The sequence below is a fragment of the Amycolatopsis sp. NPDC004368 genome (genome assembly GCF_053602515.1).
On sequence record NZ_JBSGDT010000021.1, the window covers coordinates 45,635 to 57,864 of the forward strand.

Sequence of the window (12,230 nt, forward strand, 5' to 3'; positions counted from 1 at the left end):
CGGGTTTCGGCACCGCGTCCACGGGGGACCCGCCGGACATGACGACGGCTTTGCCCGATCCGCTTTCGCTGTGGCTGGACACCGCCGCGGCACCCGACCGCGCGGCCACACCGCTGCCCTCGAAGGCCGATGTCGTCGTGCTCGGCGCCGGAATCGCGGGACTCACCACCGCGCTGGTGCTCGCGCGGGCCGGACGATCGGTCGTGGTGCTGGAAGCCGAGCGGGTGGCGGGCGGGGTGTCCGGGCACACGACGGCGAAGGTCTCGGCCCAGCACGGCGTGAAATACTCCCTGCTCGAAGGCCGCCACGGCCTCGAGGCCGCGCAGACCTACGCCGCGGCGCAGCTCGACGCGCTGGAGTGGATCGCCGCGACCTCGGCCGGCTCGGGCATCGACTGCGCCTTCACCCGCGCCGACAGCTTCGTGCACACCACCCACGCCGGCACCGTCGAGACGCTCAAGGCCGAAGCCGACGCCGCCGCCCGCGCCGGGCTGCCCGCGTCCTTCGTCGACGACGTCGAGATCGACGTGGCCGCGCTGGGTGCCGTCCGCGTCACCGGGCAGGCGCACTTCCACCCGCGCCGCTGGCTGCTCGGGCTCGCCACCGAGCTCGAACGGGCCGGCGGCACGATCCTGGAGCACACCCGCGCGCTGAGCCTCGACCTGCGGGGCCGGGTCGTACGCACCGCCGATGGTGACGTCGAAGCCGAGGACATCGTGGTCGCCACGCACTACCCGGTGTTCGACCGCGGGATGTACTTCGCTCGGCTGGACCCGGTCCGCGACCTCGTCGTCGCGGGGCCGGCGGCCGGCAACTCCGCGCCCGCCGGCATGTACCTCGACGCGGACACCCACCACTCGGTCCGCTCCGCCACGGTCGACGGCACGACGCGGGTCGTCGTCGGCGGCGAGCACTACCGCGTCGGCGCGGAGACCGACGTCGACCGGCGGTACCGGCGCCTCGCCGCGTGGGCCGGCGACCACGCCGGGCTGCACCGCGTCACGCACCGCTGGTCCGCCCACGACATGTCCACCGTGGACGGACTACCGTACGTCGGCCGGTACCTGCCGGGCGCGGAGCACCTGTGGGTCGCGACCGGCTTCGGCCAGTGGGGCATGACCGGCGGCACCGCGGCCGGTCACGTGCTGGCCGCCCGGATTCTCGGCGAGGCCCACCCGGCCGCGGACCTGTTCGACCCGGCTCGCTTCGACCTGCGCTCCACGGTGAGCCTGCTCGAGGACAACCTGACCGTCGGCCGGCACCTGATCGGCGACCACCTCTCCGCGCTCTGGCAGGACCGTTCGCTGGACCAGGTCGGCCCCGGACAGGCGGCGGTCGTGCGCACGGGGGCCGAACTCGTGGCGGCCTACCGCGACGAGCTCGGCACGCTGCACACCGTCGGCGCGCACTGTTCGCACCTCGGCTGCCTGGTCGCGTTCAACGACGCCGAGAAGACCTGGGACTGCCCGTGCCACGGCTCCCGCTTCGACGTCGACGGCGGCGTGGTCCAAGGGCCGGCGGTGCGGCCGCTGCGCCGCCGCTGACCGGGTGTCGTCGGCCCGGGCCACGCAGATCGCGCGGGTGTCCGCCGCGATGAACCGCGACTCGGCGGGGTAATCCCTCGCCATGACACCAGAACCCGATCAGCCCGAACCCGAACCCGCCCGGAACAGGCACGGCGAAGGCGAGCCACCGGACGGAGTCGACGACGCCGAGGACACCGGGCAGCAGGTCATCGGCGAGCAGCGCGAACGCCGGCGCGACTGACCGGCCGGCGCGGGTTCCGCGAGCGCCGGGCACTCGCGGAACCCGGCCCCCGCGGTTACGCGCTGCGCCCGGACAGGGCGTCGCGGATCTTGTCCACGAACGCCGCACCCCGGTCGAGCACGAGGTTGGCCGGCGGGCGGTCCGGTGCGGCCGGGTGCGGCCGCGTCGGCGCCTTCTCCTTCGCCTCCAGCACCTTCGCGCCGAGCTCACGCAGCTCGTCCGGCGAGCACGCGGAACGCAGCTTCGGCAGGAGGTCCTCCTCCTCGTCCTTGATGTGGTGGCGGATGTCGGCCATCAGCTTCGCCAGGAGCGGCTCGAACTCCTCGTCACCCGGACCGAGCCGCTCTAGCTGCTTCATCACTTTCTCGGCTTCCGAGTGCTCCTCGATCTCGTGGTCGGCGAGCTCGTCGCCGCCGTCGAGGTGCTTGCGCGCGGCCGGGTACATGTGCTGCTCCTCGGCCACGGAGTGCCGCACCAGCTCGGCGACCACGTGGTCCACCAGATCCTTGCGGCGCTCGGTGTCGCCGGCCCCGGACTCCAGTTCGGTGAACACCCGTTCCACCGCCCGGTGATCGTCGACGATCACCGAGATCAAGTCGCTTTCGTGCTTCGTGGTGGTCATGAGTCTCCTCAGGTCGACCGTTCGGAGCGCACCGGGTACCCCCCGGCCGGCCGGCCAACCGGCGACTTCTCGATTCCGTGATTAACCGGGCAGCACGGGGGCAACCGGGCGGCGGCCCACCCGGAAAGAGAGGACGCTCGGATGTTCCGACACACCAAACTCCTGCAGTTCGAAGCCAAGCCCGAGAAGCCGGATCCCGTGTACGCGCACAAGCTGCAAGAGCTCATCGGCGGCGCGTACGGCGAGATGACCGTGACGATGCAGTACCTGTTCCAGGGCTGGAACTGCCGCATCGAGGGCAAGTACAAGGACCTCATCATGGACACGGCCACCGAGGAGATCGGCCACGTCGAAATGCTGGCCACCATGGTCGCGCGGCTGCTGGAGGGCGCGCCGGCCACCGCGACGGCGGAAGCCGTGAAGGACCCGGTGATGGCGGCCGTGATCGGGGGCATGGATCCGCAGCAGGCGATCGTGGCCGGTGGAGGCGCGTTGCCCGCCGACAGCAACGGCACGCCGTGGAACGGGAAGTACATCGTGGCGTCCGGCAATCTGCTCGCGGACTTCCGCGCGAACGCCGCCGCCGAAGCTCAGGGGCGGTTGCAGACCGCGCGGCTCTACAACATGACCGACGACCCCGGCGTGAAAGCCATGCTGCAGTTCAACCTCGCTCGCGACACCGTGCACCAGAAGCAGTGGCTGGCCGCCATCGAGGAGCTCCGGGCCGACGGGCTGGAGAGCGACATCGCGCCGACCGCGCTGTTCGACGAGGAGGACCAGGTGCACAACAACACGATCTGGCACCTCTCCGACGGCCCGGACGGCGCCAAGGGCGGCTGGACCACCGGCGAGGCGGCCATCGAGTACCTGATGGATCCCAAGCCCCTCGGCGGCCCCGGCACGGCCCCGAAGCCCGACCCGGCACTCTTCGGCAGCTACTCGCCGTTGCAGGACGCCAAAGGCACGATGAAGGGCAAGGCGAAGAACATCAAGAACAAGGCCAAGTGACGGTTTCCGGCGGCCCGGCCCGGCCCGCAGCCGGGCCGCCCTGCCCACTCCGCGGAACCAGCCGCCTGACCACGAGGAATCCCGCATGAGTGATACCGGCACGACGCCGGCTGCCGGCAGCGCGTCCGTCTGGCACGTCCACGCAGTGGCGCCGGCGCGCTACCGCGTGCGCTTCTGGTGCCGGGGCACCCCCTGCGGGGAGTTCGACGTGGTGCTCACTCCGTGGCTGCCCGCGGAGACGGACCTCCCGCCCACCACCGACGAACAGCTGGCACTGTGCGCGGCGGGCGTGCTGCTGGACACGTTCGCCGCCGCCGTTCCGCCGGAGGCGGACCTGGAAACGGTCGCCCAGGTGGATCCCGCGTTCCTCCCCCGGCTTCGCGACCGGCTGCGCGGGTCGAGCAGGTAAAGCACTCCCGGAGTGCAGTGCGGACAAACACACTCCGCCGGGCGCCGGTCGCCGTGTGCCGGGCCCGGACCGGTGCCAAGATGACCGGGGTGACCGTGAAAACCCGCAACAACGTGGTCGTCACCGGACGCGAGGACGGGCCGACCGTACTGCTCGCGCACGGGTTCGGCTGCGACCAGAACCTCTGGCGGCTGGTAGCCCCGAAGCTGGCCGAGCGCTACCGCGTGGTGCTGTTCGACTACGTCGGCTCGGGTCGGTCCGACCTGTCCGCCTGGACGCCCGAGCGCTACGGCAACCTCGACGGTTACGCCCAGGACGTGCTCGAGGTGTGCCACGAGCTGGACCTGCGTGACGTCGTCCTCATCGGACACTCCGTGAGTGCCATGATCGCGGTGCTCGCCGCCAACACCGAACCGGACCGCTTCGCGAAGCTCGTGCTCCTCACGCCTTCGCCGTGTTACCTGGACGACGGCGACTACCACGGTGGCTTCAGCCGAGCCGACATCGACGAGCTGCTGGCGGCGCTGGAAGCGAACTACCTGGGCTGGTCGGCGACCATGGCACCGGTGATCATGGGCAACGACGACCGCCCGGAGCTGGGCGAGGAGCTGAAGAACTCCTTCTGCCGCACGGATCCCGCGATCGCGCGGGTGTTCGCGCGGGCGACGTTCCTGTCGGACAACCGCGCCGACCTGGCGAAGGTGACCGCGCCGACGCTGATCGTGCAGTGCCGCCACGACGCGATCGCACCGGCGGAGGTCGGCCGGTTCGTCCACGAGCAGATCACCGGCAGCGAGCTGGTGACCCTCGACGCGACCGGCCACTGTCCCCAGCTCAGCGCACCGGAGGCCACGATCGAGGCGATCACGGCGTTCGTGGCCGTCCGATGATGCGGGAAGCCGACCGCCACACCGGAAACGGGCACGACGACAACGGGCACGACGACAATCGGCACGACGACGAGGCGGCGTTCTCGGCCCTGCTCGAGGACAGCGCCGAGGACCTGTACGAAAACGCGCCGTGCGGTTACCTCTCGACGTTGCTCGACGGCACGATCGCCAAGATCAACACCACTCTGCTGGGCTGGCTCGGCCGCGCGCGCGAGGACGTCGTCGGGCGGCTGCGGTTCACCGACCTGCTCACCGTCGGCGGACGGATCTACTACGAGACACACTTCTCCCCCTTGCTGCGCATGCAGGGTGAGCTCGGCGGCGTGGCGTTCGACCTGAAGCGGGCCGACGGCACCCGGCTGCCGGTGCTGGTCACGGCCACCGTGAAAACCGGTTCCGACGGCGAGCCCCAGCTCGTGCGCGCCACCATCTTCGACGCACGGGACCGCCGGGCCTACGAAGAGGAACTGCTGCGGGCACGCACCGAAGCCGAACGCGAACGCGACCACGCGCAGCGCCTGGCGAAAACGCTGCAGCGGACCCTGCTGCCGCCGGCGCTGTCCGACGTGCCCGGCATCGAAGTCGCCGCGTACTACCACACTGCCTCGGCCGACCAGGTCGGCGGCGACTTCTACGACCTGTTCCCGCTCACGGGCGATACCTGGGGCTTCTTCCTCGGCGACGTGTCCGGCAAGGGCGCCGCGGCGGCCGTCGTGACGTCGCTGGCGCGCTACACGCTCCGGGCGGCGGCCGTGTACGACCCGGACCCGAAAGCCGTGCTGGGCAACCTGAACACCGTGCTCAACCACGAGTACCACGGCACCGACCCGCGGTACTGCACCGTGCTCCACGGTCGTGTCCGGCCCGACGCCGAGGGCGCCGAGGTGACCCTCGCGACCGGCGGCCACCCGCCGGCGCTGCTCATCCGTGCGAACGGCACGCCGGAATTCCTGAAAATCCCGGGCGGCCAGCTCGTCGGCGCCCTGCCCGACGCCCGCTTCGCATCCGTCGACCTCCGGCTCGGACCAGGCGACGCGCTGCTGCTCTACACCGACGGGCTCATCGAGGCGCGCACCCACGGCCGCGCGCGCTACAGCGAGGAACAGCTCCAGGCGGACCTCGCCGGCCTGGCCCCCGCGTCCGCGCAGGATGTGATCGCCGCCGTGACGGCCCTGCTCGCCGGCTTCGGCGACGGCGTCGAAGACGACACCGCACTGCTGGCCCTGAGCGTTCCCCGCCGGGAAGGTGCGTGACCCGATGACCGCCGGTCCCTTCACCGTCCAAGCCTCTTCGGACCCCTCCGGCGCCACCCTCGCCCCCCACGGCGAGCTCGACATCGCCACGTCGCCCACGTTCGTCTCCCACATCGAGGCGGCCACGCTCGAGCCCGGCGGGTTGTTCGTCCTCGACCTGAGCGAGGTGACGTTCTGCGACTCCAGCGGCGTTTCGGCGCTCCTGGCCGCCCGCAACGTCGCCCACGCCGCGGACGCGGCCATCGCCCTGGTCGGGGTGCCCGCGCATCTCACGCGCACCTTGGGACTGATCGGGCTGGCGAGCGCGTTCCCGACCTACGCCACGGCCGAGCAAGCACGCGAAGCGCGAACCTGACCGGGTCAGCGGGTGCGGCGGTCCATCGGCCCCCATTCCCGTGCGCCCTGCTCGTCGACCAGCCGGCGGGCTTCCTTGAGCACGTCGTCGGCCACCCAGGCCAGAGCCACGACGTCGACGACCAGCGGCTCGTTGTCCGGCCCACGGGCTATTTCGCGCCCGCGCAACACCCACGGGCGGACGCCGGGGCCGCGCAGATCGCGCAGGTGCTCGTAGTCGTACAGCCGACGGGCCAGCCAAAGCCGGATCGAGCGGTCACGCCACCACGACTCGGCGCGCAGCGGGTTGGCCGACAAGCCCGGCAGCGGCACGCCGGTGAGCCCGTCGAGGCTCGTCTGCGCCCGGTCGGCGGCGGGACCGCGTGACCAGCGCACGTAGAGGTCTTCGCCGCCCTCGCTCTCGAACAGCAGGACGAGACCGTCGAGGTCCTCCACGGTGACGAGATCCGTCCGGAAGCGACTCATGCCGCTCCGGTACCCGGGGCCGTGACCGCGAAACCACGTCGTTCGCCACACCGCCGGTCACGGCTCGCGCGCGAAGCACGAGCCGATGTTTGTCCGCCGCCCACGCGGGCACCACTGGGCTGCGGCCGAGTAGTGCCGTTACCCGAACGCGAAAGGAAAAGCCCATGGCCACCGGAGAAACCGGATTCGACGACGTCAGCTTCGACCTGATCTCGGTGCAGTACCACTCACTCAAGGCCGGCCACGACTACGGCCAGTACGTCCGCGACGCCGAAAACGCGGACCGCCAGGACATCGCCGACTTCTTCCGCCGCGTGATGGAGGAGGACTCCGCACGGGGCAAGCAGTGCCACGAGTTCCTGAAGGAACTTTCGGGCAGCCCGGCGTCGGGCCCGGCCCTGACCTGACGTCCGGCGCGGGCGGGGTTGTGCCGGTCACAGGATCGGCACACCGCCCGTGACCGCGACCCGGGCACCGGACACATAACTGCCGTCGTTGGACGCGAGCAGCACGTAGACCGGCGCCAGCTCGGCGGGCTGACCGGCGCGGCCGAGCGGCACCTGCGCACCGAAGGACTCCACCTTGTCCTCCGGCATGGTCGACGGGATCAGCGGTGTCCAAATGGGACCGGGTGCCACGCTGTTCGCGCGGATCCCCCGTGGCCCCAGCAGTTGCGCCAAGGCCGCGGTCATGTTCGCGACGCCCGCTTTCGTCACGTCGTAGGGCAGCAGCTGCGGAGTCGGGTTGTCGGAGTTGACCGAAGAGCTGCCGATGATGGCCGCGCCCGGCTCCAGATGGGGCAGGGCGGCCTTGACGAGGTGGAAGAACGCGCTGAGGTTCGTCGCGATCGTGTGGTCCCACTCCTCGTCGGAGATCTCCTCCAGCGTTTCGTGGGTCATCTGGTAGGCGGCGTTGTTGACCAGGACGTCGAGCCGGCCGAATTCCTCGACCGCGCGGGCGACCAGCGCGCGGCAGTGCCCGGGATCCCCGACGTCACCGGGCACGAGCACCGCTTTGCGGCCGGCGTCGGAGACCCACCGCCGGGTCTCCTCGGCGTCCTCGTGTTCGTCCAGGTAGGAGACCAGCACGTCGGCGCCTTCGCGGGCATACGCGATCGCCACGGCGCGCCCGATGCCGCTGTCCGCTCCGGTGATGAGGGCGGCTTTGCCGGTCAGCTTCCCGGAACCGCGGTAGGAGTGCTCCCCGTGGTCGGGCCGCGGCGTCATCTCCGCGGTCGCTCCGGGCGGGCTCTGCTGCTGGGCGGGCTGGGACACGACCGGCTCCTCTCGTCAGGGTGTGCCTCCTGATACCCGCGCACCGCCGGTTCACACGCGATCAGGGCACCATGCGCGCCGGATCGGTCCACCGTGCGAGCAGCACGGTGGCGTCGTCGGTGAACCGGCCTTCCTGGTGCGCCGACACGGCCTGGATGAGGCGGCGGACCGTCTCGGGCGGCGGGTACCCCGCGGCGGCTTCGCGTTCGAGGAAGTCCGCCAGGCGCTCGTCACCGAAGAAGTCCCCCGCGGCGTTGCGGGCCTCGGTGATGCCGTCGGTGTGCAGCAGAAGCCAGTCGTCGGGCTGGAGCCACTCCTCGCCGACCGAGAACTCGCGCCCGGGCCCGAGGCCCAAGGGCAGCCGCCGGCCGCCGGTCAGCGGCTTGACGAGCCGGCCACCGCGCAGGATCTGCGGCGGCGGGTGGCCGGCGTTGACGTAGCGCAGCCGCCCGGTCGCCAGCTCCACCTCCGCGAGCACAGCCGTGGCGTAGGAGGCCCCTTCGAACGTGGCGCCGATCGTCTCGTCCATGACCCGGGCCTGCTCGTAGAGGCCGCCGCCCGAGCGGCGCGCCGACCGGTGGGCCGCCACGGCCGCGGCGGCGATCAGCCCGCTGCCCAGGTCGTGGCCCACGGCGTCGAGGATCAGCAACCGCGCCGTGGTTTCCGACAGGCTGTAGTCGAACGCGTCCCCCGCCACCGCGTGCCGCGGTTCGACGACAGCGCTCACGACGAATCCGTCCACCCCCGAGGTCAGCGGTGGCAGCAGCGACCAGATCAGCTCACCCGTGACGCTGCGCGGCTGCTCCCGCCGGAAGACGTCGAGGCCGTCGCCGTAGTGGGTCATCAGCACGACCAGGTGCCCGATCAGCATGGAAGCCCAGCGCAACTGGGCGCGAAGCCCGGGGTCGTGCAGGTCCGCGGTGTGCTCGACCCTCGCCTCCAGCACACCCAGCCGTTCGGCCCCGTCCAGCAACGGCACCCACAACCGCGGCGGATCGGTCTCGGCGGGGAGCACCTCCAACCGCCGGTACGCCCAGCCGGCGAGAGTCGATTCCCCGCTCTGCGTGGTGGCGTCCGGTGATCGGCCCGGCGGCGGCACCGGGCGCAGAACGCGCTGCTCGTAGTCGACCAGGTGGACGGTGAGGTCCACGCCCAGCACCTCACCCGCGGCCGCGACGAGCCCGGGCAGGCGTTCGGGTGGGGCCAGCTCGGCGCCTTCGAGGAGGACGACCAGCGCGGCCATCGGCGCCCCGCGCGGAACTGTCTCCCGAAGCGTGCGGCTGTAGGACGCGGGCCGGCCCCGCAGTTCGGTGAGCCGCTCGTTCACGGCGCAGGCCAGCACGTCCCGATCGGCGCCGGGAAGCTCAGCGGTGCCCCGCAGGTATGCCTCGACGTCCGCGAGCCCGAGACTGCCGCCCAGGGCGAAATAGCGCAGCCACAGCTCCCCCGCCGTCAGGTCGGCGCGGGCGAAGGCGGACGCGGTCGTGCGCCGTTGCTGCTGGGCGTCGACGTCCGGCACGTCACCGCCGCCGTTTCCGTGTCGTCGCGACCAGGTCTTCGGCGACGGCGGGCAATCCGGTTCCCCGATCCCGGGCGAGCCCGGCCAGCTGCAGGAACGCTTCCTCCTCGTCGACTCCGTCACGCGCCATGAGAATGCCTTTCGCGATGTTGACCGCATCCCGGGCCCGCACCGCCGCGCGAAGCCGCTCGGTCAGCCGTTCGGCGTCGGCCCGGAAGGTCGTGTTCGCCACCAGCACCGCGGCCTGCGCCGCGAACATGCCGAGCAGCGACTCCTCTCGCGTGCCGTAGCACTCGGGGGCCGCGCCGTAGACCGTGACCGCACCCACCGCCGAGTCCCCGGCGACCAAGGGCACGCTCAACGCCGCCCGCGCCCCCAGTTCGTGCGCGCGGCGCGACCACTGCGGCCAGCGCGGCTCGCGGCAGAGGTCGTCGACGCGGACGGCCGCGCGCGTGGACCACGCGGCCAGGCACGGACCGGCCCCGGCTCGGTACTGGGCGAGGTCCGCGTGCTCGACGAGCTCGTCGGTCGCCGCGACGGTGAGCCACCTGCCGGCCCGGTCGACGACACTCACCCCGGCGCCCGCGGTGCCCGGGCAGATCTCCTGGGCGAGGCGAGCCACCACCCGCAGGACGGACGCCGCGGTCTCCTCTGACAGCACCAGCTCCGGCACCCGCGCGAACACCCGCGCCAGCTCCTCCGACAGCGGAAGCTCCGGTTCCATGTGGCATCACTTCCCACCCGCTCTCGGATGAGACGCACGTACCCCTCGCGATGCCGTTCTAACCAAGGAAAAGCCCCGCGGTTAGCGACCCGCGGAAGGGGTACGCCACGCCCTCACCGCCCGGCCCGGGCGGTGCTTCGAGCCCCGGAGGAGCTCCTCATGTCGACAAGTACCCGCACCACCACCGGCCGCACGGCCGTCCAGCACGTGGCGACGGTCGTCTCGGTCGTCTTCCTGCTGGTCGGAGTGCTGGGCTTCATCCCCGGCGTGACCACCGGCTACGACCAGCTCGCCTTCGCCGGCCACGACTCCATGGCGATGCTGCTGGGCGTGTTCATGGTGTCGATCCTGCACAACATCGTGCACCTGCTCTTCGGCGTCGTCGGCCTGGCGACGGCCCGCACTCCGCGCGGCGCCTACGGATACCTCGTCGTCGGCGGCGCCGTGTACCTCGTTCTGTGGCTCTACGGCCTCCTGATCGACCACGGCAGCGACGCCAACTTCGTGCCCTTCAACACCGCCGACAACTGGCTGCACCTGGGCCTCGGTGTCGGGATGATCGTGCTGGGCGTGGTGACCGGCCGCAGCGCTCGCGCCGTCAGGCAGCCCTGACCGTTCACCGTGGAGCGGATCCCCGCGAGCGTCGGCTCGCGCCGTGCGGAGGCTCTTCGCCGATGGCCAGCGTGTGGCACAGCTCCGCCGCGGCGAGCAGGGTGTCGTCGTGGTGCCAGCGCAGCCAGCGCCCGGTGGCGTCGGCGATGCGGTCGAGGGTGGCGCACTCGAGGGCGGTCGGGGTGTGCCCGCTCGTGCGGTGCAGGGTCGAGAGCACGGCCACCACCCGGCCGTCGTCGGGATCGGTGACCGGGGTGCAGTGCAGCGCGTGGAAGCCGGCGGCCAGCACCGTCTCGCGGGCGAGGGTGCCGGTGAAGACCGGGTCGGCGCCGACGTCGGCGACCACGACGCGCCCGCGGGTGCGCAGGGTGAGCGCGCAGGCCGCCTCCGGGCGCGCGGCCCGGTCGAAGTGGTCGACGTAGTCCTGGGGCAGGCCGTGCTGCGCCGCGAGCCGCAGCGTGCCCTGGGGCTCGACGAGCCAGGCGTCCGCGGCGTCGGCCTCGGCGGCGGCCAGGCACCTGCGCGCCGCCGCGGCGAGCACGTCCGCGGGCGTGGTGCTCCCGCACTCTCGCCGCACGGCGAACCCGAGGTCGGGCTCACGGGTGCGCAGTGACGCCGCGGACCAGCGGTCACCGTTCTCCGACAACGGGCGCGGCGCCTGGAGCACCGTCGCGGCGACATCGACCATGCGGACGTTGAAATCCTGCGACGCCGTGCGCAGCAGCGCTTGCGCCGCGTCGGCATCGGGCAGGCGGTAGCGCTCCTGGAGCAGCCCGATGGCCTGCGCGATCAGCGGACGCACAGCCAGTTTCGCCCGCAGGGCGGCGACGTCCTCTTCGAGCTGTTCGGTACGGGCGTCCGGGCCGAGGCGGGAAACGTCGCGCGCGAGCAGGACGTCCGCCGCGGCTTCGACGGTGCGGTCGAGCACCAGCACGTCGTCGGCGCGAGCCGCGTGCAGGGCCTGGCGCACCACACCGTCCACGGCGACCACCCGCGTGTCGCGGCCGGCGCGGGCGAGGGCGCGCAGCGACCGGAGCAGCATGCGGACACCGGCCGCACTCACGAGGGTGGCGCGGGTGAGGTCCAGCACGACCGGGCAGCGATCACGTCCCACCAGTTCCGTCAGCCAGGCCTCGGTCTCGGCGAGCCGCGGACCGGCCAGGTCGCCGACGAGGACCGCCACCCGGACAGCCGGCGAGCCCGGGGCCTGCGGCAGGACGTAAATCGTGTCGGAACCGGAGCCGGCCATCGCCGTCCCTTCCCTCTTCCGGTGCCCGACCGCTCCGGAGCACCAGCCCGAACCACCACGGTAGTCCTGGTCACGGCCTGTCGC

At 72.1% G+C, this 12,230-nt stretch carries 15 protein-coding genes; 9 read left to right on the plus strand and 6 right to left on the minus strand.

Annotated elements, in window-relative coordinates; all coding sequences use genetic code 11:
- Positions 1–38 precede the first annotated feature (38 nt).
- Positions 39–1,544, plus strand: a complete 1,506-nt coding sequence (locus ACWEOE_RS26400; protein ID WP_452013602.1) for an FAD-dependent oxidoreductase — start codon at positions 39–41, stop codon at positions 1,542–1,544.
- 82 nt (positions 1,545–1,626) lie between these two features.
- A complete protein-coding gene (locus ACWEOE_RS26405) occupies positions 1,627–1,767 on the plus strand; it encodes a hypothetical protein (protein ID WP_452013605.1) in 141 nt (46 codons plus the stop codon).
- Between the two features lie 55 nt (positions 1,768–1,822).
- Here the strand turns inward: ACWEOE_RS26405 and ACWEOE_RS26410 are convergent, their stop codons facing one another.
- A complete protein-coding gene (locus ACWEOE_RS26410) occupies positions 1,823–2,389 on the minus strand; it encodes a hemerythrin domain-containing protein (RefSeq protein WP_452013608.1) in 567 nt (188 codons plus the stop codon).
- A 141-nt stretch (positions 2,390–2,530) separates the two neighbouring features.
- On the opposite strand from ACWEOE_RS26410, the gene ACWEOE_RS26415 reads away from it, so the two are divergent.
- The 5 genes from ACWEOE_RS26415 (at position 2,531) to ACWEOE_RS26435 (ending at position 6,304) form a co-directional block, all read left to right on the plus strand.
- The gene (locus tag ACWEOE_RS26415; RefSeq protein WP_452013611.1) at positions 2,531–3,397 is read left to right on the plus strand and encodes a manganese catalase family protein; all 867 of its coding nucleotides are present in this window, start codon (positions 2,531–2,533) and stop codon (positions 3,395–3,397) included.
- An 85-nt stretch (positions 3,398–3,482) separates the two neighbouring features.
- Entirely contained in the window at positions 3,483–3,806 is a 324-nt protein-coding gene (locus tag ACWEOE_RS26420; protein ID WP_452013614.1) for a hypothetical protein, read from the plus strand.
- An 80-nt stretch (positions 3,807–3,886) separates the two neighbouring features.
- The gene (locus tag ACWEOE_RS26425; protein WP_452013616.1) at positions 3,887–4,696 is read left to right on the plus strand and encodes an alpha/beta fold hydrolase; all 810 of its coding nucleotides are present in this window, start codon (positions 3,887–3,889) and stop codon (positions 4,694–4,696) included.
- On the plus strand, positions 4,696–5,949 hold the full coding sequence (locus tag ACWEOE_RS26430; RefSeq protein ID WP_452013619.1) for a PP2C family protein-serine/threonine phosphatase: 1,254 nt from the start codon (positions 4,696–4,698) through the stop codon (positions 5,947–5,949). Before ACWEOE_RS26425 ends, ACWEOE_RS26430 begins: the two co-directional genes overlap by 1 nt.
- Before the next feature lie 4 nt (positions 5,950–5,953).
- Positions 5,954–6,304 carry an STAS domain-containing protein gene (locus ACWEOE_RS26435; RefSeq protein ID WP_452013621.1) on the plus strand — a complete coding sequence of 117 codons (351 nt, stop codon included), beginning with the start codon at positions 5,954–5,956 and terminating at the stop codon, positions 6,302–6,304.
- Between the two features lie 5 nt (positions 6,305–6,309).
- Here the strand turns inward: ACWEOE_RS26435 and ACWEOE_RS26440 are convergent, their stop codons facing one another.
- Positions 6,310–6,768 (minus strand): DUF6098 family protein, encoded by a 459-nt coding sequence (locus ACWEOE_RS26440; protein ID WP_452013624.1) that lies wholly within the window; start codon positions 6,766–6,768, stop codon positions 6,310–6,312.
- A gap of 164 nt (positions 6,769–6,932) precedes the next feature.
- Between ACWEOE_RS26440 and ACWEOE_RS26445 the strand changes: the two genes are divergently transcribed.
- On the plus strand, positions 6,933–7,175 hold the full coding sequence (locus ACWEOE_RS26445) for an acyl carrier protein (RefSeq protein WP_452013626.1): 243 nt from the start codon (positions 6,933–6,935) through the stop codon (positions 7,173–7,175).
- Positions 7,176–7,202: 27 nt separating this feature from the next.
- On the opposite strand, the gene ACWEOE_RS26450 is transcribed toward ACWEOE_RS26445, so the two are convergent.
- The 3 genes from ACWEOE_RS26450 to ACWEOE_RS26460 form a co-directional block, all read right to left on the minus strand.
- Positions 7,203–7,994 carry an SDR family oxidoreductase gene (locus tag ACWEOE_RS26450; protein ID WP_452013822.1) on the minus strand — a complete coding sequence of 264 codons (792 nt, stop codon included), beginning with the start codon at positions 7,992–7,994 and terminating at the stop codon, positions 7,203–7,205.
- A gap of 109 nt (positions 7,995–8,103) precedes the next feature.
- Positions 8,104–9,561 (minus strand): PP2C family protein-serine/threonine phosphatase, encoded by a 1,458-nt coding sequence (locus ACWEOE_RS26455; protein WP_452013629.1) that lies wholly within the window; start codon positions 9,559–9,561, stop codon positions 8,104–8,106.
- A 1-nt stretch (position 9,562) separates the two neighbouring features.
- Positions 9,563–10,285 (minus strand): GAF and ANTAR domain-containing protein, encoded by a 723-nt coding sequence (locus tag ACWEOE_RS26460; RefSeq protein WP_452013631.1) that lies wholly within the window; start codon positions 10,283–10,285, stop codon positions 9,563–9,565.
- 159 nt (positions 10,286–10,444) lie between these two features.
- Here ACWEOE_RS26460 and ACWEOE_RS26465 point away from each other — a divergent pair, with 159 nt between their 5' ends.
- Entirely contained in the window at positions 10,445–10,897 is a 453-nt protein-coding gene (locus tag ACWEOE_RS26465; protein WP_452013633.1) for a DUF4383 domain-containing protein, read from the plus strand.
- 4 nt (positions 10,898–10,901) lie between these two features.
- Here ACWEOE_RS26465 and ACWEOE_RS26470 read toward each other — a convergent pair whose 3' ends face one another.
- Positions 10,902–12,146: an ANTAR domain-containing protein gene (locus ACWEOE_RS26470; RefSeq protein WP_452013636.1), complete on the minus strand. Its 1,245-nt coding sequence runs from the start codon at positions 12,144–12,146 to the stop codon at positions 10,902–10,904.
- Positions 12,147–12,230 lie beyond the last annotated feature (84 nt).

Excerpts from the sequence above, each read along its gene's own strand:
- ACWEOE_RS26400 (WP_452013602.1), top strand. The coding sequence starts at position 39 with ATGACGACGGCTTTGCCCGATCCGCTTTCGCTGTGGCTGGACACCGCC.
- ACWEOE_RS26405 (WP_452013605.1), top strand. The coding sequence starts at position 1,627 with ATGACACCAGAACCCGATCAGCCCGAACCCGAACCCGCCCGGAACAGG.
- ACWEOE_RS26410 (WP_452013608.1), bottom strand. The coding sequence starts at position 2,389 with ATGACCACCACGAAGCACGAAAGCGACTTGATCTCGGTGATCGTCGAC.
- ACWEOE_RS26415 (WP_452013611.1), top strand. The coding sequence starts at position 2,531 with ATGTTCCGACACACCAAACTCCTGCAGTTCGAAGCCAAGCCCGAGAAG.
- ACWEOE_RS26420 (WP_452013614.1), top strand. The coding sequence starts at position 3,483 with ATGAGTGATACCGGCACGACGCCGGCTGCCGGCAGCGCGTCCGTCTGG.
- ACWEOE_RS26425 (WP_452013616.1), top strand. The coding sequence starts at position 3,887 with ATGACCGGGGTGACCGTGAAAACCCGCAACAACGTGGTCGTCACCGGA.
- ACWEOE_RS26430 (WP_452013619.1), top strand. The coding sequence starts at position 4,696 with ATGCGGGAAGCCGACCGCCACACCGGAAACGGGCACGACGACAACGGG.
- ACWEOE_RS26435 (WP_452013621.1), top strand. The coding sequence starts at position 5,954 with ATGACCGCCGGTCCCTTCACCGTCCAAGCCTCTTCGGACCCCTCCGGC.
- ACWEOE_RS26440 (WP_452013624.1), bottom strand. The coding sequence starts at position 6,768 with ATGAGTCGCTTCCGGACGGATCTCGTCACCGTGGAGGACCTCGACGGT.
- ACWEOE_RS26445 (WP_452013626.1), top strand. The coding sequence starts at position 6,933 with ATGGCCACCGGAGAAACCGGATTCGACGACGTCAGCTTCGACCTGATC.
- ACWEOE_RS26450 (WP_452013822.1), bottom strand. The coding sequence starts at position 7,994 with ATGACGCCGCGGCCCGACCACGGGGAGCACTCCTACCGCGGTTCCGGG.
- ACWEOE_RS26460 (WP_452013631.1), bottom strand. The coding sequence starts at position 10,285 with ATGGAACCGGAGCTTCCGCTGTCGGAGGAGCTGGCGCGGGTGTTCGCG.
- ACWEOE_RS26465 (WP_452013633.1), top strand. The coding sequence starts at position 10,445 with ATGTCGACAAGTACCCGCACCACCACCGGCCGCACGGCCGTCCAGCAC.
- ACWEOE_RS26470 (WP_452013636.1), bottom strand. The coding sequence starts at position 12,146 with ATGGCCGGCTCCGGTTCCGACACGATTTACGTCCTGCCGCAGGCCCCG.